The 22,496-nt window shown below is 63.1% G+C and carries 18 protein-coding genes and 1 tRNA gene; 3 read left to right on the top strand and 16 right to left on the bottom strand.

The window, feature by feature from the left end:
- Nucleotides 1-26: 26 nt before the first annotated feature.
- The 6 genes from ACF8C6_RS12495 to rpsU form a co-directional block, all read right to left on the bottom strand.
- Nucleotides 27-1,148, bottom strand: coding sequence for a Fic family protein (locus tag ACF8C6_RS12495; protein ID WP_392499587.1), 1,122 nt, complete (start codon nt 1,146-1,148; stop codon nt 27-29).
- Between the two features lie 158 nt (nt 1,149-1,306).
- Nucleotides 1,307-1,383 (bottom strand) — tRNA-Ile (locus tag ACF8C6_RS12490).
- Between the two features lie 17 nt (nt 1,384-1,400).
- Nucleotides 1,401-5,132, bottom strand: a complete 3,732-nt coding sequence (locus ACF8C6_RS12485; protein WP_392499586.1) for a bifunctional diguanylate cyclase/phosphodiesterase — start codon at nt 5,130-5,132, stop codon at nt 1,401-1,403.
- 87 nt (nt 5,133-5,219) lie between these two features.
- Nucleotides 5,220-7,064 (bottom strand): RNA polymerase sigma factor RpoD, encoded by a 1,845-nt coding sequence (rpoD, locus tag ACF8C6_RS12480; protein WP_277689586.1) that lies wholly within the window; start codon nt 7,062-7,064, stop codon nt 5,220-5,222.
- Nucleotides 7,065-7,132: 68 nt separating this feature from the next.
- Nucleotides 7,133-9,133, bottom strand: coding sequence for a DNA primase (gene dnaG, locus ACF8C6_RS12475; RefSeq protein WP_392499585.1), 2,001 nt, complete (start codon nt 9,131-9,133; stop codon nt 7,133-7,135).
- Between the two features lie 141 nt (nt 9,134-9,274).
- Nucleotides 9,275-9,490, bottom strand: a complete 216-nt coding sequence (rpsU, locus tag ACF8C6_RS12470; protein WP_021702507.1) for a 30S ribosomal protein S21 — start codon at nt 9,488-9,490, stop codon at nt 9,275-9,277.
- 202 nt (nt 9,491-9,692) lie between these two features.
- On the opposite strand from rpsU, the gene tsaD reads away from it, so the two are divergent.
- Nucleotides 9,693-10,718 (top strand): tRNA (adenosine(37)-N6)-threonylcarbamoyltransferase complex transferase subunit TsaD, encoded by a 1,026-nt coding sequence (tsaD, locus tag ACF8C6_RS12465; protein WP_392499584.1) that lies wholly within the window; start codon nt 9,693-9,695, stop codon nt 10,716-10,718.
- Nucleotides 10,719-10,737: 19 nt separating this feature from the next.
- Here the strand turns inward: tsaD and plsY are convergent, their stop codons facing one another.
- On the bottom strand, nt 10,738-11,307 hold the full coding sequence (plsY, locus tag ACF8C6_RS12460) for a glycerol-3-phosphate 1-O-acyltransferase PlsY (protein ID WP_277689583.1): 570 nt from the start codon (nt 11,305-11,307) through the stop codon (nt 10,738-10,740).
- Between the two features lie 60 nt (nt 11,308-11,367).
- Here plsY and folB point away from each other — a divergent pair, with 60 nt between their 5' ends.
- Nucleotides 11,368-11,718: a dihydroneopterin aldolase gene (folB, locus tag ACF8C6_RS12455; RefSeq protein WP_392499583.1), complete on the top strand. Its 351-nt coding sequence runs from the start codon at nt 11,368-11,370 to the stop codon at nt 11,716-11,718.
- Nucleotides 11,715-12,248 carry a 2-amino-4-hydroxy-6-hydroxymethyldihydropteridine diphosphokinase gene (gene folK, locus ACF8C6_RS12450; protein WP_392499582.1) on the top strand — a complete coding sequence of 178 codons (534 nt, stop codon included), beginning with the start codon at nt 11,715-11,717 and terminating at the stop codon, nt 12,246-12,248. The genes folB and folK overlap by 4 nt, the downstream gene beginning before the upstream one ends.
- Nucleotides 12,249-12,475: 227 nt before the next feature.
- Here the strand turns inward: folK and ACF8C6_RS12445 are convergent, their stop codons facing one another.
- From ACF8C6_RS12445 to pdxA, 9 genes are all read right to left on the bottom strand, one after another.
- Nucleotides 12,476-13,708 carry a multifunctional CCA addition/repair protein gene (locus tag ACF8C6_RS12445; RefSeq protein ID WP_392499581.1) on the bottom strand — a complete coding sequence of 411 codons (1,233 nt, stop codon included), beginning with the start codon at nt 13,706-13,708 and terminating at the stop codon, nt 12,476-12,478.
- 72 nt (nt 13,709-13,780) lie between these two features.
- Nucleotides 13,781-15,346 (bottom strand): SpoVR family protein, encoded by a 1,566-nt coding sequence (locus ACF8C6_RS12440; protein ID WP_392499580.1) that lies wholly within the window; start codon nt 15,344-15,346, stop codon nt 13,781-13,783.
- Between the two features lie 10 nt (nt 15,347-15,356).
- Nucleotides 15,357-16,628: a YeaH/YhbH family protein gene (locus ACF8C6_RS12435; protein WP_392499579.1), complete on the bottom strand. Its 1,272-nt coding sequence runs from the start codon at nt 16,626-16,628 to the stop codon at nt 15,357-15,359.
- A gap of 97 nt (nt 16,629-16,725) precedes the next feature.
- Nucleotides 16,726-18,648 carry a PrkA family serine protein kinase gene (locus ACF8C6_RS12430; protein WP_277689577.1) on the bottom strand — a complete coding sequence of 641 codons (1,923 nt, stop codon included), beginning with the start codon at nt 18,646-18,648 and terminating at the stop codon, nt 16,726-16,728.
- Nucleotides 18,649-18,925: 277 nt separating this feature from the next.
- Nucleotides 18,926-19,255, bottom strand: a complete 330-nt coding sequence (glpE, locus tag ACF8C6_RS12425) for a thiosulfate sulfurtransferase GlpE (protein WP_392499578.1) — start codon at nt 19,253-19,255, stop codon at nt 18,926-18,928.
- On the bottom strand, nt 19,252-20,073 hold the full coding sequence (locus ACF8C6_RS12420; RefSeq protein ID WP_392499577.1) for a symmetrical bis(5'-nucleosyl)-tetraphosphatase: 822 nt from the start codon (nt 20,071-20,073) through the stop codon (nt 19,252-19,254). Before ACF8C6_RS12420 ends, glpE begins: the two co-directional genes overlap by 4 nt.
- Nucleotides 20,073-20,453, bottom strand: coding sequence for a Co2+/Mg2+ efflux protein ApaG (apaG, locus tag ACF8C6_RS12415; RefSeq protein WP_392499576.1), 381 nt, complete (start codon nt 20,451-20,453; stop codon nt 20,073-20,075). The genes ACF8C6_RS12420 and apaG overlap by 1 nt, the downstream gene beginning before the upstream one ends.
- Before the next feature lie 31 nt (nt 20,454-20,484).
- Nucleotides 20,485-21,297 (bottom strand): 16S rRNA (adenine(1518)-N(6)/adenine(1519)-N(6))-dimethyltransferase RsmA, encoded by an 813-nt coding sequence (rsmA, locus tag ACF8C6_RS12410; RefSeq protein ID WP_392499574.1) that lies wholly within the window; start codon nt 21,295-21,297, stop codon nt 20,485-20,487.
- Between the two features lie 162 nt (nt 21,298-21,459).
- Nucleotides 21,460-22,446, bottom strand: a complete 987-nt coding sequence (gene pdxA / locus ACF8C6_RS12405; RefSeq protein WP_392499572.1) for a 4-hydroxythreonine-4-phosphate dehydrogenase PdxA — start codon at nt 22,444-22,446, stop codon at nt 21,460-21,462.
- Between the last annotated feature and the right edge of the window lie 50 nt (nt 22,447-22,496).

Genomic DNA, 22,496 nt, shown 5'->3' with positions numbered 1-22,496 from the left:
GCAAGCCCACTAAAGCCGGGCGTAACCTAATGCTGTATCTGGTAGCGCGTGCTGCGCCCTCCACCCGGTAGCCGGGCCAGGCAGCCCTTCTCGACAAGATCGCTCAGATGGCGCGTGGCGGTGGCTTTCGAGACCTTGGCCACGGCCTGGTATTGCGCGGCGCTGATGCCGTTCTCGAAACCTTTCTCGCCGCCATCGAGCAGGCGGTTAAGCACTTTGATCTGCTCGGCAGATAAGGCTTGGCTGCGGTGAGCCTGCCAGAAGCGCGCCTTGACCAGCACGCGGTCGATACGAGCAAGGGCCTGCTCCAGGCTCTTGAGCAGCGTTGCGAGGAACCATTGCAGCCAGGCGGTGATATCCAGCGTACCTTTCTGGCTCGCTTCCAGGATGCGGTAATAGCCGGCCCGGTCATCAAGGATGCTCGCCGACATGGCGTAAAAGCGGATGGCCTGCTGTTCGCCCTGGGCCAGTGCCAGGTCGGTGATGGCGCGTGTAAGGCGACCGTTGCCGTCATCGAAGGGGTGCAGGGTAACGAACCAGAAGTGCGCTATGCCGGCACGCAGAAACGGGTCGAGGCCGGTATCGCTACGGCTGCTCTCGAACCAGGCGATGAAGTCGTTCAGTTGCGCTTCCAGCCCTGCACGGGGTGGGGCCTCGAAATGCACGGTAGGGCGGTCGAGCCGGCCGGAAACTACCTGCATAGGCTCTTCGCCGCGCAGCATGCCGATGCGTAGCGGACGGGCCAGCAGGTGGTCATCGCTGGGGAATAACCAACCATGCCATGTGTACAACCGCTGCAGATCAAGCGGCTGCTGATAGGCGCGGGTGGCATCGAGCATCAGTTCCGCCAGGCCTTCGGATCGAGAGGTGGTGCGGCCTTCTTCGTTCAGCCCCAGGCGCCGTGCCAGTGATGAACGCACCGAGCCGACATTCAGCTGCTCACCCTCGATGGCTGATGAGGTGACGATGTTCTGCAGCATGGCATCCAGGCTGCTCTGCACTTCAGTGTCGCCACCTACAGCACCGAGCATCCCGAGCAAACGGCCCTGCGCCTGGCCGCACGCGCGCAGCAGCGGTGCAAGCGCATCGGCTTGCCAACTGAAGTGCGGCCAATCGGGCTGCTGCCAGATCCAGAGCGGGTCATTCATGAGGGCTGCTCGCCTGTGAGCCGATTAGCGAGTCTATTCGGCTCATATAGTGAGCCGATAATGCCGGCTATTCGGCTCAGTGTCTAACCCACGCAGCCATGTGGGGCTCTCTGGCGCAGAATGAAAAAAGCCGCGCAGTGCGCGGCTTTCTATATAGATGGTGGGCCCAGCAGGACTTGAACCTGCGACCAATCGATTATGAGTCGAGTGCTCTAACCAACTGAGCTATAGGCCCTCAGAAGGAGCGGCGGATTATACCGGCGCGTTTTCTGCGCTGCCAATCGGCAAGGGGCCAAGAAAGTTGCTGGCGAAGGATTCGGCGGGCAGGGGGCGGCTGACCACGTAGCCCTGGATATGCTCGCAGCCTTCGCTGGTCAGAAACAGCTCCTGGGCTTTGGTTTCCACGCCTTCGGCGATCACGGTCATTTGCAGGCTGCGGCCCAGGGCGAGGATGGCGCGGGTGATCGCGGCGTCATCGGGGTCACCGGGTAAGCCGTGGACGAAGGACTTGTCGATTTTGAGGATGTCGAGCGGCAGGCGCTTTAGGTAGCTGAGTGAAGAGTAGCCGGTGCCGAAGTCGTCGATGGCCAGCTGCAGGCCGAGGGCTTTCAGTTCGTGCAGGATCGCCAGGGCTTCTTCGGCCTGGTTCATGATGAAGCTTTCGGTGATCTCCAGCTGGAGCTTGTCGGCGGTCAGGCCAAAGTCGTCGAGCATGCCGGTGATGCGCTCGGTCAGCTGTGGCTGGCGCAGCTGGCTGCCGGCGAGGTTGACCGAGAGCGGGCCAAAGGGCGCGTGGCTGTCCTGCCATTGGCGCATCTGGCGGCAGGCCTCCTGCATCACCCAGTCGCCCAGTTGCAGAATCATGCCGTTGTCTTCGGCCAGGGGGATGAAGCGGTCCGGTGGGACTTCGCCGAACACCGGATGGTGCCAGCGTAACAGGGCCTCGGCGCCAACCAGGTGGCCGCTGCGCAGGCACAGCTTGGGTTGGTAATACAGGCTCAGCTCGTCACGTTCGATGGCGCGGCGCAGCTCAAGCTCCAGGGTCATGCGCTCGGTGGCCTGGAAGGTCAGTTTGCGGGTATAGAACTCGCTGCGGTTGCGGCCTTTGGCCTTGGAGCTGTACATGGCCGCGTCAGCATTCTTGATCAGGGTAGGCACGTCGTTGCCGTCTTGGGGGAACAGGCTGATGCCGATGCTGGCGCTGGTGAAGAATTCATGGCCCTCGGCTTGGAAGGGGGCGCCGAAGCAGGCCAGTAGTTTGGTGGCGACGCGCTCGGCATCACGCGGCTGGTGCAGGCCGGGAAGAAGTACGATGAATTCATCGCCGCCCAGGCGGGCTACGGTGTCGATGTCGCGTAGCTGTTCGCGCAGGCGCAGGGCGATGGCCTTGAGCAGTTGGTCGCCAACCGGATGGCCGAGGCTGTCGTTGATGTGCTTGAAACGATCCAGATCGAGGAAGAGTACGGCGCCACACTGGTTGTCGGCGCGGGCGTCCTTGAGCGCGTTGTCCAGGCGGTTTTCGAACAGCATGCGGTTGGGGAGGCCCGTCAGCGGATCATGGTGGGCCTGGTAGTCGAGCCTGTCCTGAGCCTGCTTGAGTGAGCTGATGTCAGCAAACACGCCGACGAAGTGGGTGATCTGGCCGCTCTGGTCACGTACGGCGCTGATGGTCAGCCACTCCGGATAGAGCTCGCCATTCTTGCGCTTGTTGCACACTTCTCCCTGCCAGTGCCCCTCGGCAGCCAGCTGGTGCCACATGGCCGCGTAGAAGGCGCTGTCGTGCTTGCCGGAGGCGAGCAGGCGTGGGGTCTGGCCCAGGGCTTCGGCTTCGGTAAAGCCGGTTATATCGGTAAAGGCGCGGTTGACGGCGGTGATGCGTTGTTCGAGGTCGGTGATCATGACCCCCTCGGCGGTACTTTCGAATACGGTCGCGGCCTGGTGCAGACGCTCCTGCATCTGCTCGCGCTCGGTGATGTCACGAGCGATAGTCAGCATGCAGGGTTCGTCGTCGATGGTGATTGGCTGCGCTGCCAGCTCGCCCAGGCGGCGCTGGCCCCGGTTGTTGTAGATCCAGGCGCGAAAATCCCGGGTCATGCCCTGGCGGCTGACGTGGTCGATCAGGCGCAGGCGGTCGTTGGGGTCTACCCAGATACCCAGTTCTGCGGTGGTGCGGCCAATTGCATGCTGATAATCGTGGCCTGTAATGCGGCTGAAACCCTCGTTGGCCTCCAGCACCTGTCCATCGCTGAGGCGGGTGATCAGCATGCCGTCCGGAGAGGCATGGAAGGCCTTGGCGAATTTTTCCTCGGACACCTTGAGTTGCCGTTGGGTTTGCTTGAGCTGCGTGATGTCGCGTACGGCCACGACCAGTGCCGGCTGGTCATCCAGTACGATGTGCTGGGCCGAGATCAGCGCCGTGAAGGGTTCGCCGTTGCGTCGGCGAAACGGCATTTCGATATTGTTCAAGGCTTGCTCTTGCAGACGGTCGAGCAGCAGAGGGCCGATGCCGGCATGGCCCCAGATATCGAGCTGTGTTGCAGTTTTGCCGATGGCCTCGGCGGCGGGGATGCCGAGTTGCTGCTCGAAGGTATGGTTGACGCTCAGCAGCACGCCGTCGGTTCGGCGGGCGATGACCAGAATGTCGGGGCAGTTGTGGAACACCGAGGCGAACTTCTCCTCGGACAGTCGCTGCGCCTGCTCGGCCTGTTTGGCGGCGCTGATGTCGATCATCAGGCCGCGTGCGACCAGGCGTCCGTCGCGCCGGAACAGGGTGACGATGTCGCGGACCCAGACAGTCTTGCCTTGACTGTCGAGCATGCGGTACTCGATTTCATGGTCAGGTACTTGTTCCTGCAGGCGTCCGCAGCTGGCCAGCGCGGTGGGCAGGTCATCAGGGTGTACCGTGCGCTGCCAGAAACCAGGCTGGAGCCAGTCAGTCAGCGGGTAGCCGAGCAGTTTCACGGCGTGCGGCGATACATAGGAGAACTGGAAGTTCTCAGGGTTGGCTTCCCAGGCAATGGCCGAGAGGCTCTCGATCAAGCCTCGGTAATGCTGTTCGCTGGTGCGCAATAGCTCTTCCAGCGCCTGGCGCTCCTGCATTTCCTGGCGTAGGCGTTGGTTGATGCGCAGCACGATCGCCAGCACGGCCAGCACTAGCAGTAGTGCGGGGAGCCCATATAGCAGGGCTTGACGCCAGACTTGGCGGCGATCCAGCACGCCGCCTATCCAGGGCTCCTGCAGTGCCTCGATTTCTTGCGTGCTGAGGTCGGCGAACAGCTTGTCGAGTATGCCGATCAGCACGGCCTGGCTCTTCGGCGCCGCCATGGCTAGCTGGTAGCGGTAGGGTGTTTCGCCGCTGATCTGCACACCTTCCAGCTTCAGCTGGCGCATGCTCCAGACGCTGGAGGCGAGGTCGCCGACCATGGCGTCGGTTTGGCCGGAAGCCAGCGCTTGTAGCGCGGCATTGACACTGGGCAGGGGCAGCAGGCTGAGGTCCGGGTGGCGGTTGCGCAGCAGTTCGTGGGGGGCATAGTCCTTGACGACCGCAATCTTCAGGCCGTAAAGGTCCTGCATGTTGCTTGGCTGCGGGCCGTCCCGGTGGGCCAGGATGACAATCGGGAAATCCAGGTAGGGGCGTGTGAAGATCAGGTCGCGCTGTCGTTCCGGGGTCGACATCACACCTGGCAGCAGATCCAGCTTGCCGCTCCTGGCACTGGCGAGCACTTCGCTCCAGTTCTTGGGTTCAACAGGCGTCAGGCTGAGCTTGAGTCGCTCTTCGATCAGCTGGACGTAGCCGGCGCTGAGGCCGCTGTAGCGGCCGTTGGCGTCACGAAACTCGAAGGGTGGCCAGGATGCGTCTATGCCAAGGCGAATCCGGTGATTTTCGGCGAGCCAGGCTTCTTCCTCTGGGCTTAGCTCAAGCGCCGCCGCAGGCTGCATCCAGTACGCCAGACACGACAGAAGAATGGCTAGCAGACGCGACATGCGGTGATTCCGGGAACGCCATTGACTGCTTGCAGTGTAGCCCGCAGGAAAACAAAAAACCCCGACAATTTGTCGGGGTTTTCGTTATCACTCGTCGAGGAAGGAGCGTAAGTGCTCACTGCGCGTCGGATGGCGCAACTTGCGCAGCGCCTTGGCCTCGATCTGGCGGATGCGCTCACGGGTGACATCGAACTGCTTGCCGACTTCCTCGAGGGTGTGGTCGGTGTTCATGTCGATGCCGAAGCGCATGCGCAGGACCTTGGCCTCGCGGGCGGTGAGCCCGGCCAGGACCTCGCGGGTGGCTTCCTTGAGGCTTTCCACGGTAGCCACCTCGATCGGCGACTGCATGGTGGAGTCCTCGATGAAGTCGCCCAGGTGCGAGTCTTCGTCGTCGCCGATCGGCGTCTCCATGGAGATCGGCTCTTTGGCGATCTTCAGTACCTTGCGGATCTTGTCCTCGGGCATCTCCATGCGCTCGCCCAGCTCTTCCGGAGTGGGTTCGCGACCCATTTCCTGGAGCATTTGACGGGAGATGCGGTTGAGCTTGTTGATGGTCTCGATCATGTGCACCGGAATACGGATGGTGCGCGCCTGGTCGGCGATCGAGCGGGTGATCGCCTGGCGAATCCACCAGGTGGCGTAGGTCGAGAACTTGTAGCCGCGACGGTATTCGAACTTGTCCACCGCCTTCATCAGGCCGATGTTGCCTTCCTGGATCAGGTCGAGGAACTGCAGGCCGCGGTTGGTGTACTTCTTGGCGATGGAGATCACCAGGCGCAGGTTGGCCTCGACCATTTCCTTCTTGGCGCGGCGAGCCTTGGCTTCACCGATGGACATGCGACGGTTGATGTCCTTGATCTCGGCAATCACCAGGCCGGCGTCGGCTTCGATGGCGATCATCTTTTCCTGACAGCGCTGGATATCGGCCTGCACATTGGCGATGGCCTCGGCGTACTTGGCCTTGCCTTTGGCCAGGCCGGCGGCCCAGGTGGTATCCACTTCGTTGCCGGGGAACAACTTGAGGAAGTCGGCGCGCGGCATGCGGGCATCACGCACGCACAGCTGCATGATGGCGCGTTCCTGGGCGCGAACCTGCTCCAGCGAGCCGCGTACGCGGTCGACCAGGGCTTCGAACTGTTTGGGGATCAGTTTGATCGGCATGAACAGTTCGGCCAGGGTCAGTTGCTCCTGGGTTGCCTGTTTGCTGCCGCGGCCATGTTTTTTCAGGGCCTTGAGAGTCTTTTCCAGCTGCTCGGCTACGGCGCCGAAGCGGCGAGCGGCTTCTTCCGGGTCCGGGCCGCCATCGCCTTCGTCATCGGAATCGCTATCGCCGTCTTCGTCCTCTTCCTCGTCGTCCTTTTCTTCGGCGGCAGCTTCCTTGAGCTCGGGCTCGACTTCCTCGGCCGGCAGGTTGCCGTCATCCGGGTCGATGTAGCCGTTGAAGATGTCGGACAGGCGGCCGCCTTCACTGGTAACGCGCTGGTATTCGGCCAGGATGCTGTCGACGGTACCGGGGAAGTGGGCGATGGCGCCCATGACTTCGCGGATGCCTTCCTCAATGCGCTTGGCGATTTCGATTTCGCCTTCGCGGGTCAGCAGCTCCACAGTGCCCATTTCGCGCATGTACATGCGCACCGGGTCGGTGGTGCGGCCGATATCGGTCTCTACCGCAGCCAGCGCAGCGGCAGCTTCTTCGGCTGCGGCTTCGTCGGTGTCAGCTTCGGCCAGCAACAGGGCATCCGCATCCGGAGCGCTCTCGAATACGTTGATCCCCATGTCGTTGATCATGCGGATGATGTCTTCCACCTGTTCCGGATCGGAAATATCCTCCGGCAGGTGGTCGTTGACCTCGGCGTAAGTCAGGTAACCCTGCTCACGACCACGGCTGATCAACTCTTTCAAACGAGATTGCTGTTGCGCTTTTCCGGACATAACACCCTATCCACTGAAGGTCTTGGCGGGCTAAAAAATAAGCCGAGGATTATACCTGAATTTGGGGCTCAGGCGCCAGTTTGGCTCTTGTCGCCGGTCGAGAGGCTCTGGCTGAAGTGTTCTCTCAGTAGAGTCTTTTCTTCGTCGCTGAGTTCGCTGGGGCTTTTGTGCATGACGCTGCGTAGCAGTTGATCGCGGCGCTTTTGCAGCTGATTAGTGGCAAGTGTAGTAATGGTGTCGAAGAACTGCTTTTCAAGATTGCCGCCTTCGATCAGCCACTCCTTCTCGGCCAGTGCGCGCAGCAGGCGACCCTGATCGGTGCCGTGCCAGCGGGCGATGAGTTGCAGTGAGCGCAGCTTGGGGCTTTTCTGCAGGGTGCCGACCAGGGCGACCAGGAGCTGGGCATAAGTGTCGCCTTCGTCGGCGAAATGGCTGACATCTTCCACGCCTTGTGCAAGCTCTGGATGGTGCAGCAGGGTTCGCAGGGCGGTCAGGGTCGGTGATTCGACATTGACCGGCTTGCGCGGCGGGGCGTTATCTCGCGAGCCTTTGCGCCAGTCGCCGCCTTTCTTCCAGTCGCCATCCTTCTTCCAGGGTTTGCCTTGGCCTTTCTGCCAGTTTTTTCTCTGTTCGTAGGCTTCGGCGGGTGGCTCGATATGGTCGGCATAGTCGGCGATATCGCCGTATTCCGGCTGGGCGTCGTAATAATGACCGTAGTCGGCTGGCGGCTCATGGCTTTGGCTCGCAGAGGGCGCCGGTGGCGCGCTTTGCGCGACCTGTTGCAGCATCTCGCCGGACAGGCCGGTGATCTCCGACAGGCGCTGGCGCATCAGGGCGCGCAGGTGATTACCGGGGATCTTGTCGATCAGCGGTGCGGCCAGGGTCACCAGGTGGGCCTTGCCCTCGAGCGAGCGCGGGTCGGCCTCTTCCGAAAGCTGCTGGAAGAAGTAGTCGGCCAGCGGTTGAGCGTGCTGGTTGATGCGCGCGCGGAAGGCGTCGGTGCCTTCGCTGCGCACCAGGGTGTCCGGGTCTTCGCCTTCGGGCAGGAACAGGAAGCGAGCGCGGCGGCCGTCCTGCAGGTTGGGCAGGGTGGCTTCCAGGGCGCGCCAGGCGGCCTTGCGTCCGGCGCCGTCGCCGTCGAAGCAGAACAGGACGCTGGGTACCAGGCGGAACAGGCGTTTGAGGTGCTCCTCGCTGGTCGCCGTGCCGAGGGTCGCTACAGCGTTGCGCAGGCCTTGCTGGGCCAGGGCGATGACGTCCATGTAGCCTTCGACCACCATGATCTCGTCGAGATCGCGGTTGCTTTTGCGTGCTTCGTAGAGGCCGTAGAGCTCCTGGCCTTTATGGAATACCGGGGTTTCCGGCGAGTTCAGGTACTTGGGCTTGTCGTCACCCAGTACCCGGCCGCCGAAGGCGATGACGCGGCCGCGGCTGTCGCGGATGGGGAACATTACGCGGTCGCGGAAGCGGTCGTAGATGCGTCCGTTCTCGGCGTTTTCGATCAGCAGGCCGGCGTCGATCATGGCCTTTTGCTGCAGCTTGTCGCCAGCCAGGTGCTTGTGCAGGTTGTCCCAGCCCGGCGGGGCGAAACCCAGGCCGAAGTCACGGGCGATCTCCCCGGAGAGGCCCCGGCCCTTGAGGTAATCCACGGCCGATTTGCGCGTCGGGTGGCTCTTCAGGGCTTGGCGGTAATAGTCGGCGGCGGCGGTGAGCAGTGGGTAGAGTGGCGAGTCGACCGGCTGGCGCGGCGTGCGCCCGCGGCCGCCTTCCTCGCGGGGGATATCCATGCCGGCGCGCTTGGCCAGCTCCTCGACGGCCTGGGGGAACTCCAGGCTGTCGTGATCCATGATGAAGCCGAGTGCGTTTCCGCCGGCGCCGCAGCCGAAGCAGTAATAGAACTGTTTGTCCGGGCTGACGCTGAAGGAGGGGGTCTTCTCCTTATGGAAAGGGCAGCAGGCCGTGTAGTTCTTGCCGGCCTTCTTCAGTTGGATGCGCGAACTCACCACCTCGACTATGTCGGTGCGGTTGAGCAGGTCATCGATGAAGGACTGCGGAATCAGGCCAGCCATGGTTCGTCAGCGTCAGGGGGATAAGGGCGGCAGCATAAACGAAAAAACTCCGATCATCGCCGGCCGGCGAAGCGGAGTCAGAAATGCAAAACCCGGCCGAAGCCGGGTAGTGCGCAAGCCTTTAGCGGCGCGACTGATAACTCAGTACAGGCGCTCGCGGCGGCGCTGTTCGCGCTGCACTTTCTTGGCGTGACGCTTAACAGCAGCAGCTGCCTTGCGCTTACGCTCGGTGGTGGGCTTCTCGTAGAACTCGCGGCTGCGCACTTCGGCCAGTACACCGGCCTTTTCGCAGGAGCGCTTGAAGCGACGCAGAGCTACGTCGAAGGGTTCGTTCTCTTTAACTTTGACGGCTGGCATCCAGGTCGTACCTTCACTGTTTTACCGAATGGACGACGCGATCCGGCAAGGGCACGGGAGTACGTCGGTTTTCAAGGGCTGCGGATATTAACGCCTCATGCTACGGAATGCAAAGCCTCTGATCGAAAAGCGCTGGCCCGGCCGCCGGACGGCGATTATTATCCGCGCCTTCGAATCGACCCCCTTCTATAGGCCACACGCCATGCTGGTGCTGGGACTGGAAACCTCCTGCGACGAAACTGGTGTCGCCCTCTACGACAGCGAGCGCGGCTTGCTGGCTGATGCGCTGTTCAGTCAGATCGAGCAGCATCGGGTGTTTGGCGGCGTAGTGCCCGAGTTGGCCTCGCGTGATCACGTCAAGCGTATGCTGCCGCTGATTCGCGAAGTGCTGGCCGAAGCGGGTGTCGAGCGCGAGCAGATTGAAGCCATTGCTTATACCTCCGGCCCAGGGCTGGTCGGGGCGCTGCTGGTCGGTGCCTCCTGCGCCCAGGCGCTGGCGTTTGCCTGGGGCATTCCGGCCGTAGGTGTGCACCATATGGAAGGTCATCTGCTGGCGCCGATGCTGGAAGAGCAGCCGCCGGCCTTTCCGTTCGTTGCCTTGCTGGTCTCCGGCGGCCACACCCAGCTGGTGCGGGTCGACGGCATCGGCCAGTACCAGCTGCTCGGTGAGTCGCTGGACGATGCCGCTGGTGAGGCCTTCGACAAGACGGCCAAGCTGATGGGCCTGAACTACCCCGGTGGTCCGGAAATCGCGCGGCTAGCGGAACAGGGTGTGGCTGGGCGCTTTATCTTCCCGCGGCCGATGACCGATCGACCAGGCCTGGATTTCAGCTTCAGCGGCCTTAAGACCTTCACCCTCAATACCTGGCAACAGTGCCGCGATGCCGGCGATGCCAGCGAGCAGACCCGCGCCGATATCGCTCGCGCCTTCCAGGATGCAGTGGTCGATACGCTGACGATCAAATGCAAACGCGCGCTCAAGCAGACCGGCCTGAACAGCCTGGTGATCGCCGGTGGTGTCAGTGCCAACCAGGCTTTGCGCCGCTCGCTGGAGAGCATGCTGGCCGGCCTGAAAGGCAAGGTGTTCTATGCGCGCCCGCGCTTCTGCACGGATAACGGCGCGATGATCGCTTATGCGGGGACTCAACGGCTGTTGGCCGGCCAGCACGAGGGCCCGCAGATCAAGGTGCAGGCGCGCTGGCCGATGGAGCAACTGCCGGCCATATGAGCCGGGCTCAGGTGACGGATTAGAAATGCCGTTCGCGCCCGCCGAGCAGGTCGCGTAGATTGCCGCGATGGCGCCAGACGATCAGTCCGGTCAGCACGCACATCGGCAGCAGCGCGCCGGGTTGCTGCCAGGCCAGCAAGGGTAGGGTCAGCGGCGTAGCGATCAGCGATGCCAGTGAACTGGTGCGGGTCAGGAAGAACACTAAAGCCCAGGCGCCGAGGGCCAGCAGGGCTGCTGGTGGATAGAGCCCCAACAGCATGCCGGCTGCCGTCGCCACGCCCTTGCCGCCGCGAAAGCGAAAGTAGACTGGGTAGAGATGGCCGACGACGGCGGCCAGGCCGATCCAGGCCTGCTGTTGAATGCCGAGGCCGAGCAGATCGGCGACCAGTACCGGCAGCAGACCCTTGCCCAGATCGCCAAGCAGGGTGAGGATGGCCAGCTTCTTGCCGGCGACGCGCAGCATGTTGGTGGCGCCGGGGTTGCCCGAGCCACTGGCGCGTGGGTCTGGCCCGCCGGCAAGGCGGCTGAGCAGGATGGCGAAGGACAGCGAGCCAAGCAGGTAGGCGAGTGGGACCAACAGCCAGAACATGGTGTCCATTCCGGGGCGAGGGAGTCCCGATTCTAGCGGCGTGACGAGTGGAGTGAACAGGTGGATAAGGTTTTCATCGAGGGGCTGGAGGTCGATACCCTGATCGGCGCCTACGACTGGGAGCGCGGTATTCGCCAGTGCTTGCGCCTGGATCTGACCTTCGCCTGGGACATCCGCCCGGCTGCGGTGGACGATGACCTGGCCAAGGCGCTCGACTACGCGGCGGTCAATCAGCACATCCAGGCCTTTGCCGCGGTGGCTCGCTTCGAGCTGGTGGAAACCTTCGCCGAGCGTCTTGCCGAGAGCCTGCTGGCCCAGTTTGGCGCGCCCTGGCTGCGCCTGCGGGTGACCAAGCCGGGCGCCAATCCTCTGGCCCGCAGTGTGGGTGTGGAAATCGAGCGCTCGCGATGACCAGGATATTTCTCGGGCTGGGCAGCAATACCGAGCGGGACGTGCGCCTGCGTGCCGGTCTCGATGCGCTTGCCAGCTTCCTGCAGGATCTGCGCTGCTCCCCGGTGTTCGAGAGTGCACCGGTGGGGATCAAGAGTGCCCACTTCTATAACCTGGTCATCAGTGCGCACACCGACCTACCGTTGGCTGAGCTGGATCGTCGGCTCAAGTGCATTGAGGCTGACAATGGCCGCTATGCGCCGGAGCGTACTGGGTTGCCACTGGATATCGACGTGCTGTTGTATGGCCAGCAGGTTGGCCGCTTCGATGGCTTGGTGCTGCCGCGCGCGGAAATTCTTAAAAACGCTTTTGTGCTCTGGCCGCTGGCGCTGCTCGCGCCCGCGGTAGCGCATCCTGAGGTAGGAAAGCCGTTCGCCGAGCTTTGGCGTGAGGCGCGCATTGATCAGCAGCTATGGCCCGTGGCTTTCCAGTGGCGTGGCGTAGAGCTGACCCCGGCCGAGCTGATGCAGGCTTTTCCTATCTCTTCTTAGGGGTAATAGCCTGCATGCATGTAGGTTGGGTTGAGCGCAGCGAAGCCCAACAGCGAAGTTTTCTGAGGGCTAGCTTGTTGGGCTTCGCTGCGCTCAACCTGCGCGGCCCGACCCAGCCTACTGCTCTTTAATGTGCTGCGAAGCCCAGCGCACGGCCCATGCTGGGTTTCGGCGCATAGCGCCTCTATCCAGCCTACGACGCCCTCGCGGTAGTCCGATGGTCGAGGCTACTTTGGCGCAGCGCACTCCTTATAGGCCTTGAGGGCTTTGAGGCGCTCGCGTTTGAGTGCTTCGCCCAGCTCGGCACCTTTGAAACCCTGTTCCAGCAGGGGCTGTACGGCTACCGCGCGTGCCGCCTGCATGGCGCCGCGCAGGTAAGTGGCCTGTGGATAGTCGCGCTCCTCGAAACCCAGGCGGCCGCGTGCGTCCATTTCGCAGGCTGCGATGAATTCCTCGAAGCGCTGCGGGCGGCGGTACACGTCGAAGGCTTGCAGCAGGTCCAGTAGGGTATCGGCGCGCAGCTCCAGGGCTCGGTGGCCGTGGGTGTGGTATTCGCCGACCAGCAGGGCCAACTCGGCGCAGTCCCGGGGAGCCTTGCAGCGCTGGTTGACCGCATCGATCAGCTTCAGGCCGCGTTTTTCGTGGGCTATATGGCGTGGCCATTCGCTTTCCGGAGTGCGGCCTTTGCCCAGGTCATGCAGCAGGCAGGCCCAGCGCACGGTCAGCGGCTGTTCGTGCTGGGCGCACTGCTGCAGCACCATCAGGCAGTGCACGCCGGTATCGACTTCCGGGTGATGGCTGGCGGTTTGCGGTACGCCGAACAGGGCATCGAGCTCCGGCAGCAGCTCCGCCAGGGCGCCGCAAACGCGCAGCACCTGGATGAACACGTCCGGGCGCGGCTCCAGCAGGGCGCGGGAGATTTCCTTCCAGCTGCGCTCGGCGGTCAGGGTCTTGAGTTCGCCGGACTCGGCCAGTTGGCGCATCAGCGCCAGGGTTTCTTCAGCAACCCGGAAGCCCAGTGGTGCGTAGCGAGCAGCAAAGCGCGCCACGCGCAGCACGCGCAGCGGGTCTTCGGCGAAGGCGGGAGAAACATGGCGCAGCAGACGTGCTTCGAGATCCTGCAGGCCGCCATAGGGGTCGATCACATTGCCGTGCTCGTCCTCGGCCATGGCGTTGACGGTCAGGTCGCGGCGGATCAGGTCTTCTTCCAGGGTGACGTCCGGGCTGGCGTGGAAGATGAAGCCGCCGTAGCCCTGGCCGGATTTGCGCTCGGTGCGCGCCAGGGCGTATTCCTCGCCGCTCTGCGGATGGAGAAACACCGGAAAGTCGCTGCCGACCGGACGAAAGCCCTGAGCCTGCATGGCTTCGGCGCTGGCGCCCACCACCACCCAGTCGATGTCTGCCACCGGGCGGCCGAGCAGGCGGTCGCGCACGGCACCGCCAACCTTGTAGATCTGCATGTCGATTCCTCCGTTGCGGCGGAGGATAAGCGAAAAGCGCCGTCTGGCGCTCCTCGTCTCCGAGCGCTCGCCCTAGATCGGTGGTATCACCAGATCCAGGCGCGGATATTCGTTCTCGCTCTCCGCTTCACGCTTGGGCGGAACGTGCTGTATGCCGACCACCTGGTCGCCGCGCATGCTTTCCAGGTGAATGTCGAAGCCCCACAGGCGGTGCAGGTGCTTGAGCACTTCGGCGGTGGAGTCGCCCAGCGGTTTGCGCTCGTGTTGCTGGTGGCGCAGGGTCAGGGAGCGGTCGCCACGGCGGTCGACACTCCAGATCTGTACGTTGGGTTCGCGGTTGCCCAGGTTGTACTGGGCGGCCAGGGTTTCGCGGATCTGCCGGTAGCCGAACTCGTCGTGGATGGCGGGGATGACCAGGTCGTCCTGCAGGTCGTCGTCGAGCACGCTGAACAGCTTGAGGTCGCGGATCACCTTGGGTGAGAGGAACTGCAGGATGAAGCTCTCGTCCTTGAAGTTGGCCATGGCGAACTTGAGGGTGGACAGCCAGTCGCCGCCGGCGATGTCCGGGAACCAGCGCTTGTCCTCTTCGGTCGGGTGTTCGCACATGCGGCGGATGTCGCTGTAGATGGCGAAGCCCAGGGTGTAGGGGTTGATGCCGCTGTAGTAGGGGCTGTCGAAGCTCGGCTGGTAGATCACGCTGGTATGCGACTGCAGGAATTCCAGCATGAAGCCGTCGGTGACCAGGCCTTCGTCGTACAGGTCGTTCATCAGGGTGTAGTGCCAGAAGGTGGCCCAGCCTTCGTTCATCACCTGGGTCTGACGCTGCGGGTAGAAGTACTGGGCGATCTTGCGCACGATGCGCACCACCTCGCGCTGCCAGGGCTCCAGCAGCGGCGCGTGCTTCTCCAGGAAGTACAGGATGTTTTCCTGGGGCTCGGCGGGCCAACGCTTGCTGTCGTGCTCGCGGTCCTTGCCGCTGCCTTTGGGAATGGTGCGCCAAAGGTCGTTGATCTGCCGCTGCAGGTGCTCCTCGCGATCCTTCTGTCGGCGCTGCTCCTCCTCGGCGGAGATCGGGTAGGGCCGTTTGTAGCGGTCGACGCCGTAGTTCATCAGGGCGTGGCAGGAGTCGAGCAGATCTTCTACGGCGTCGATCCCGTGGCGCTCCTCGCACTGCATGATGTACTGCTTGGCGAACACCAGGTAATCGATGATCGAGCTGGCGTCGGTCCAGGTGCGGAACAGGTAGTTGCCCTTGAAGAAGCTGTTGTGGCCGTAGCAGGCATGGGCGATCACCAGCGCCTGCATGCAGATGGTGTTTTCCTCCATCAGGTAGGCGATGCAGGGGTCAGAGTTGATCACGATCTCGTAGGCCAGGCCCATCTGCCCGCGCGAGTAGCCCTTCTCGGTAGCCAGGAAGTGCTTGCCGTAGGACCAGTGGTGATAGCCCAGCGGCATGCCGACCGAGGCGTAGGCGTCCATCATCTGCTCGGCGGTGATCACCTCGATCTGGTTGGGGTAGGTGTCCAGCGCATAGCGCTCGGCGATGCGCGCGATTTCGCGGTCGTAGGTGCGGATCAGCTCGAAGGTCCATTCCGAGCCTGTGGAGATGGGTTGGCGTTTCTTGGCGGGGGCATTCATACGGTGACCCTCAGGTGACCATGCGGCGCTGGAACAGCTCGCGGAACACCGGGTAGATGTCTGCGGCGGAGACCAGCTGCTGCTGGGCGAAACTCTCGGCGAAGCTCTCGCTGACCTGTTCGTATTCGAACCACAGCGCCTGGTGCTCGCGCGGGGTGATCTCGACGTAGGTGAAGTACTGCACGAACGGCATGATCTGGTTGATCAGAATATCGCGGCACACCGGTGAATCATCGTTCCAGTTGTCGCCGTCCGAGGCCTGGGCGCCGTAGATGTTCCATTCGTTGGTCGGGTAGCGCTCGGCCATGATCTCCTGCATCAGCTTGAGTGCACTGGAAACGATGGTGCCGCCGGTTTCGCGGGAGTAGAAGAACTCCTCTTCGTCCACTTCCTTGGCGCTGGTGTGGTGGCGGATGAACACCACCTCGATGCGTTCGTAGTTCCGCTTGAGGAACAGGTACAGGAGGATGAAGAAGCGCTTGGCCACGTCCTTGGTGGCCTGGGTCATGGAGCCGGACACGTCCATCAGGCAGAACATCACCGCCTTGGAGCTGGGGTTGGGGTGTTTGACCAGCAGGTTGTACTTGAGGTCGAAGGTGTCGAGGAAAGGCACGCGATGGATGCGCGCGCTGAGTCGTTCGATTTCCGCCTCGATTTCCTGAATATCGCCGAAGTTGTCTGGCTCTTCGCGCCTGAGTCTGTCGAGCTCGGCCTTGGCCTCGCGCAGCTTTCTCCGGCTTGTGCCGGACAGGGCGATGCGTCGGGCATGGGCCGAGCGCAGGGTGCGGACGATATTGATGCGTGAAGGGTTGCCTTCGTTGCTGATGCCGGCGCGCACCGTCTTGAAGGTATCGGTGCCGGTCAGGTGGCGCTTGACCAGGTTGGGCAGTTCCAGGTCCTCGAACATGAAATCGAGGAACTCTTCCTGGGTGATCTGGAACACGAACTCGTCCATGCCTTCGCCGGAGTTGCTCGCCTTGCCGGCGCCGCGGCCGCCGCCACCGCCTTGCGGCCGCTGCACATGGTCACCGGCGTTGAACTCCTTGTTGCCCGGGTGCACGGTGGTCTGCCGGCCGCCTCGGCCGTGGTGCAGCACCGGCTCGTCGATGTCGCGGCCGGGAATGCTGATCTGCTCGCCGTGCTCCATGTCGGTAATGGAACGGCGGCTGACGGCCTCCTCGACCGCCTTCTTGATGTGGTCACGGTAGCGCCGCAGAAAACGCTGGCGGTTCACCGTGCTCTTGTTCTTGCCGTTCAGGCGTCGGTCGATCACATGACTCATAACTGCCCTCCGTGCGCTGCAGGCATCGGCCGCAGGCCAGGACCAAGCGCTTTGGCGGCGCTCAACCCGTGCCTGTGGCCGGTCGCGTCAGGCCACCTTATTGCGATTTGCGAACCCGCAGATACCACTCGGAGAGCAAGCGCACCTGTTTGTCGGTATAGCCGCGCTCGACCATGCGCTTGACGAAGTCGTTGTGCTTCTGTTGATCCTCCTTGCTGGCCTTGGCGTTGAAGCTGATGACCGGCAGCAGGTCCTCGGTGTTGGAGAACATCTTCTTCTCGATGACCACCCGCAGCTTCTCGTAGCTGAGCCAAGTGGGGTTCTTGCCGTTGTTGTTGGCGCGGGCACGCAGCACGAAGTTGACGATCTCGTTGCGGAAGTCCTTCGGGTTGCTGATGCCGGCCGGCTTCTCGATCTTCTCCAGTTCCTCGTTGAGGGCCACGCGGTTGAGGATCTCGCCGGTCTCCGGGTCGCGGTACTCCTGATCCTGGATCCAGAAGTCGGCGTACAGCACGTAGCGGTCGAAGATGTTCTGCCCGTATTCGCTGTAGGACTCCAGGTAGGCGGTCTGGATTTCCTTGCCGATGAACTCGATGTAGCGCGGCGCCAGGTATTCCTTGATGAAACGCAGGTAACGCTCGCGCACTTCGGCCGGGAACTGCTCCTGTTCGATCTGCTGTTCCAGCACGTAGAGCAAGTGCACCGGGTTGGCGGCGACCTCGTGGGGGTCGAAGTTGAAGACCTTGGACAGGATCTTGAAGGCGAAACGGGTCGACAGACCGTTCATGCCCTCGTCGACGCCGGCCGCGTCGCGGTATTCCTGGATCGACTTGGCCTTGGGGTCGGTATCCTTGAGGTTCTCGCCGTCGTAGACACGCATCTTCGAATAAACGTTGGAGTTTTCCGGCTCCTTCAGGCGGCTCAGGACGGAGAACTGGGCGAGCATCTTCAGGGTGTCGGGGGCGCAATGCGCCTTGGCCAGTGAGCTGTTGACCAGCAACTTGTCGTAGATCTTGATCTCGTCCGACACGCGCAGGCAGTAGGGCACCTTGACGATGTAGATACGATCGATGAACGCCTCGTTGTTCTTGTTGTTGCGGAAGCTGTGCCACTCGGACTCGTTGGAGTGGGCCAGCAGGATGCCGCTGTAGGGAATCGCGCCGAGCCCCTCGGTGCTGTTGTAGTTGCCCTCCTGGGTGGCGGTCAGCAGCGGGTGCAGCACCTTGATCGGTGCCTTGAACATCTCGACGAACTCCATCAGGCCCTGGTTGGCCCGGCACAGCGCGCCGGAGTAGCTGTAGGCATCGGCGTCGTTCTGCGGGAATTCTTCCAGCTTGCGGATATCCACCTTGCCGACCAGGGCGGAGATGTCCTGGTTGTTCTCGTCGCCCGGCTCGGTCTTGGCCACAGCGATCTGGTTGAGGATCGAGGGGTAGAGTTTGACCACGCGGAACTGGCTGATGTCGCCGCCGAACTCCTGCAGGCGCTTGGTCGCCCAGGGCGACATGATGCTGTTCAGGTAGCGCCGCGGAATGCCGTAGTCCTCCTCGAGGATGGCGCCGTCCTCGGCGTCATTGAACAGGCCCAGCGGCGACTCGAACACCGGCGAGCCCTTGATGGCATAGAAGGGCACCTTTTCCATCAGGTGCTTGAGCTTCTCGGCCAGGGACGACTTGCCGCCACCCACCGGGCCGAGCAGGTAGAGGATCTGTTTCTTCTCCTCCAGGCCCTGCGCGGCGTGGCGGAAGTAGGACACGATCTGGTCGATGCACTCTTCCATGCCGTGGAAGTCGGCAAAAGCCGGATAGCGGCGAATGACCTTGTTGGAGAAGATCCGTGACAGCCGCGAGTCGGACGAGGTATCCACCAGTTCCGGCGAGCCGATGGCCAGCAACAGGCGCTCTGCCGCGGTGGCATAGGCGCTGGGGTCCGTCTTGCACAGCTCCAGGTACTCCTGCAGGGAGTACTCCTCCTGGCGAGTAGCTTCGAACCTTTGCTGGAAGTGGCTGAATATGCTCATGACTGCACCTCGCTGGCTTACGTGGAGTCGGCGCGGGGCATTCGGGCGGGTGCATGGGAAGGCGGCGTAAACGCCGTGGAACAACCCCCAGAACACCAAGAGACGCTACCGATGGCCCGGAACCGGTGGACCGGTTCTCCTTTTGGACGGCCTCGTCCTAAGCGTAGTTCGCTTTCGTCCGGCGCAAGGGCTGCAAACAGGTGACAGTATGTTGCCGCTGGTCGGTTATTTCTCTGCAGGCGGTATGCGGCGCGGCTTTGCACCGCGCAGAAATTTTTTATTCGGCGTCGCTGGCGGCCACCTGGTCCGGGTACTGGTTACGCCACAGTTCGAAGCCACCGTCCAGGCTATAGACCTCGGCGAAGCCCTGATGGGCCAGGTAGGCTGCCGCGCTCTGGCTGGAGTTGCCGTGGTAGCAGGTGACGATCAGCGGCTGGTCGAAGTCGGCGGCGGCGATGAAGCCTGCCAGGCTGTGGTTGTCCAGGTGCGTGGAGCCGCTGATATGGCCATTGGCGAAGCTCTGTGGATCGCGAATGTCGACGACCACGGCGCCCTGCTCGCGCAGCGCCTGAGCCTGCTCCGGGGGAATGCGTTTGAATTCGCTCATTTCAGGTCCTCACAGCTGCAGCGGTACAGTTCGCCGCTGTCGATATTCATCAGGGTCATGGCGCCGCCCCAGACACAGCCACTGTCGAGGGCGAACAGGCCGGGTTCTTCGCACTTGCCTTCCAGGGCCGCCCAGTGACCAAAGATGATCTTCTGGCCGCGGGTCTTGCGCTGCGGCCAGCTGAACCAGGGGGCATAGCCGGGGGGGGCGCTGCCGACACCCTCCTTGCTCTTCAGATCCAGGCTGCCGTCTGCACGGCAGAAACGCATACGGGTGAAGTAGTTGGTGATCACCCGCAGGCGGGTGACGCCGTGCAGTTCGCCGTCCCAGCAGGCCGGTTCGTTGCCGTACATGCCGTCGAGGAACAGCGGCAGGCGCGCATCGTCACGCAGTACTTCCTCGACTTCGGCGGCGCGCTTGAGGGCTTTCTTGACGGTCCACTGCGGGGCGATGCCGGCGTGCACCAGGGCGATGTCACGTTGTTCGTCGTAGTGCATCAGCTTCTGCTGGCGCAGCCAGTCGATCAGCTCGGCGCAGTCTGGCGCCTCGATGATTTCGCGCAGGGTGTCGTTTTTCTTCAGGCGCTCGATGTTGTGCGCGACGGCGATCAGGTGCAGGTCATGATTGCCCAGCACGCAGACCAGCGAATCGCGCATGGCGTAGAGAAAGCGCAGGGTTTCCAGCGATGCCGGGCCGCGGTTGACCAGGTCGCCAACCAGCCACAGCTTGTCCCGGGCGGGGTCGAAGGTGACCCGATCTAGCAGACATTGCAGAGGTTGCAGGCAGCCTTGCAGGTCACCGACGGCATAGGTGGCCATCAGTGCAGGGATCCGGGCATGGCCAGACGGAAGGGGGCGATGGGGGCGTCGAAGCGGGTGCCGTCGTCGGCGACCATCTGGTAGCTGCCGTGCATGTTACCCACCTTGGTCGCCATCACCGTGCCGCTGCTGTAGGTGTGGCTCTGGCCGGGCTCCAGGTGTGGCTGCTGACCGACCACGCCAGCGCCGCGCACTTCCTGCACGCGGCCGTCGCCGTCGGTGATGATCCAGTGGCGGCTCAGTAGTTTGGCGGCCACCGCGCCGCTGTTGTGCAGGGTCACGGTGTAGGCGAAGGCGTAGCGGTTTTGCTCCGGAGTGGACTGCTCCGGCAGGTAGCGGGTCTCGACGCTGACGTCGATCTGATAGGGCGAGGCGGCCATCTGGATGAACTCGATTGGCTGGATAGACAGTTTAGTCGGCTTGGCTGGCGGGCTGGCGTTCGGCCAGCTGATCGGCCAGGCGCACGAAGGCGGCCAGGTCCAGTTGCTCCGGGCGCAGACCGCCATCCACGCCGGCGGCCTCGATGGCTTCGGCTGGCAGCAGTTGCTTGAGCGTGTTGCGCAGTGTCTTGCGGCGCATGTTGAAGGCCTCGCGCACCACACGTTCGAGCAGGCGGTGATCCTTGGCCGGGTGCGGCAGCACTTCGTGCGGCACCAGGCGAACGATGGCCGAGTCGACCTTGGGCGGCGGGTTGAAGGCGCCTGGGCCGACGTTGAACAGATGCTCCACCCGGCAGTGGTATTGCACCATGATCGACAGGCGGCCCCAGTCACCGCCGCCCGGCTCGGCAGCCAGGCGTTCGACCACTTCCTTCTGCAGCATGAAGTGCATGTCACGGATCAGCGGGGCGTTGTCCAGCAGGTGAAAGATCAGCGGGGTGGAGATGTTGTACGGCAGATTGCCGACGACGCGCAGGCTACGCGGCGCGGCATCCAGGCGGCTGAAGTCGAACTTCAGGGCGTCACCCTGGTTGAGCTTGAAGCGCGGATTGTCGCCGAACTTGGCCTGCAGGATAGGGATCAGGTCGAGATCCAGTTCGATCACATCGAGCTGGGCACCGCTATTCAACAGGCCTTCGGTCAGGGCGCCCTGGCCCGGACCGATCTCCAGCAGGCGCTCGCCTTCCTTGGCGTGGATGGCGCGCAGAATGCGGTGGATTACGCCGGCATCGTGCAGGAAGTTCTGGCCAAAGCGCTTGCGCGCGCGGTGTTGGTAGTCACTCATGGGTACGGCTCCAAGCTTCAAGCCACAAGCTTAAAGCGCAATGCTAAAGAACGGCAGTTTAACAGCATCGCCGACGCCAGCCGTAGGTTGGGCAGAGGCGCCTGGCGCCGAAACCCTGCGTCTTGTTCATGGCGCTGCTGGGTTTCGCTGCGCCTCCCCAGCCTACGCGCTGCGCGCGGCAGCCATCTGGTAGGCCGTTTCCAGGGCGACGCGCAGGCTGCCGGTATCGACCTTGCCGGTACCGGCCAGGTCCAGTGCGGTGCCATGATCGACCGATGTGCGAATGATCGGCAGGCCCAGGGTGATGTTGACCGCCGCGCCGAACCCCTTGTATTTGAGCACCGGCAGGCCCTGGTCGTGATACATGGCCAGCACGGCGTCGCAGTGTTCCAGGTGCTTGGGGGTGAACAGGGTGTCGGCTGGCAGCGGGCCGATCAGGTTCAGCCCTTCTGTGCGCAATTGGTCTAGCGTCGGCGCGATCACCTCGATTTCCTCTCGGCCCAGATGACCGCCTTCGCCCGCATGCGGGTTGAGGCCGCAGACCAGAATGCGCGGCCGGGCGATGCCGAACTTCTCCACCAGGTCCGCATGCAGGATGCGGGTCACCCGCGTCAGGCGATCGGTTGTGATGGCCGTGGCGACGTCCTTGAGCGGCAGGTGTGTAGTCACCAGTGCCACGCGCAGGCCGTGGGTGGCCAGCATCATTACCACTTGCTCGGTGGCGGTCAGCTCGGCGAGAAACTCGGTGTGACCGGAGAAGGGGATGCCAGCCTCGTTGATCACCCCCTTGTGCACCGGGGCGGTGATCATCCCGGCGAAGGTGCCGTCGAGGCAGCCCTGCCCGGCGCGGGTCAGGGTTTGTAGCACGTAGGCCGCGTTGTCCTGGTTCAGTTGGCCGGGTTGCACCTCTGCTGTTAGCGGGGTATCCCAGACGTACAGGCTGCCGGCAGGTGCAGGCGTGTTAGGCCAGCTGTCTGGGCCGACACTCAATAGAGTGATGCCCAGCCCCAGTTGCTGACTGCGCTCGCCCAGCAGCTGGTGGCTGGCGATGGCGACCAGCGCTGCCGGCTGGGCCTCCTGGGCTAGCAGCAGACACAGATCCGGGCCAATGCCGGCGGGCTCTCCAGGGGTCAGGGCGAACAGGCTCATGGGGCAGATTCTCTTGGTGCGGAATGCTCAGTTTACGGGCGAAAAAAAGC

Source organism: Pseudomonas sp. zbq_18, assembly GCF_043102245.1.
Taxonomy (GTDB): domain Bacteria; phylum Pseudomonadota; class Gammaproteobacteria; order Pseudomonadales; family Pseudomonadaceae; genus Aquipseudomonas.
The sequence above is the reverse complement of the archived record's forward strand: the minus strand, read 5'-3'. Positions and strand labels throughout refer to the sequence as shown.

Coding starts and splice junctions, on each gene's coding strand:
- dnaG (WP_392499585.1), bottom strand. CDS start 9,133: ATGGCTGGCCTGATTCCGCAGTCCTTCATCGATGACCTGCTCAACCGC.
- ACF8C6_RS12420 (WP_392499577.1), bottom strand. CDS start 20,073: ATGGCCACCTATGCCGTCGGTGACCTGCAAGGCTGCCTGCAACCTCTG.
- rsmA (WP_392499574.1), bottom strand. CDS start 21,297: ATGAGTGACTACCAACACCGCGCGCGCAAGCGCTTTGGCCAGAACTTC.
- ACF8C6_RS12485 (WP_392499586.1), bottom strand. CDS start 5,132: ATGTCGCGTCTGCTAGCCATTCTTCTGTCGTGTCTGGCGTACTGGATG.
- apaG (WP_392499576.1), bottom strand. CDS start 20,453: ATGGCCGCCTCGCCCTATCAGATCGACGTCAGCGTCGAGACCCGCTAC.
- ACF8C6_RS12440 (WP_392499580.1), bottom strand. CDS start 15,346: ATGAATGCCCCCGCCAAGAAACGCCAACCCATCTCCACAGGCTCGGAA.
- rpoD (WP_277689586.1), bottom strand. CDS start 7,064: ATGTCCGGAAAAGCGCAACAGCAATCTCGTTTGAAAGAGTTGATCAGC.
- ACF8C6_RS12430 (WP_277689577.1), bottom strand. CDS start 18,648: ATGAGCATATTCAGCCACTTCCAGCAAAGGTTCGAAGCTACTCGCCAG.
- tsaD (WP_392499584.1), top strand. CDS start 9,693: ATGCTGGTGCTGGGACTGGAAACCTCCTGCGACGAAACTGGTGTCGCC.
- rpsU (WP_021702507.1), bottom strand. CDS start 9,490: ATGCCAGCCGTCAAAGTTAAAGAGAACGAACCCTTCGACGTAGCTCTG.
- ACF8C6_RS12435 (WP_392499579.1), bottom strand. CDS start 16,628: ATGAGTCATGTGATCGACCGACGCCTGAACGGCAAGAACAAGAGCACG.
- pdxA (WP_392499572.1), bottom strand. CDS start 22,446: ATGAGCCTGTTCGCCCTGACCCCTGGAGAGCCCGCCGGCATTGGCCCG.
- ACF8C6_RS12495 (WP_392499587.1), bottom strand. CDS start 1,148: ATGAATGACCCGCTCTGGATCTGGCAGCAGCCCGATTGGCCGCACTTC.
- folK (WP_392499582.1), top strand. CDS start 11,715: ATGACCAGGATATTTCTCGGGCTGGGCAGCAATACCGAGCGGGACGTG.
- ACF8C6_RS12445 (WP_392499581.1), bottom strand. CDS start 13,708: ATGCAGATCTACAAGGTTGGCGGTGCCGTGCGCGACCGCCTGCTCGGC.
- glpE (WP_392499578.1), bottom strand. CDS start 19,255: ATGAGCGAATTCAAACGCATTCCCCCGGAGCAGGCTCAGGCGCTGCGC.
- plsY (WP_277689583.1), bottom strand. CDS start 11,307: ATGTTCTGGCTGTTGGTCCCACTCGCCTACCTGCTTGGCTCGCTGTCC.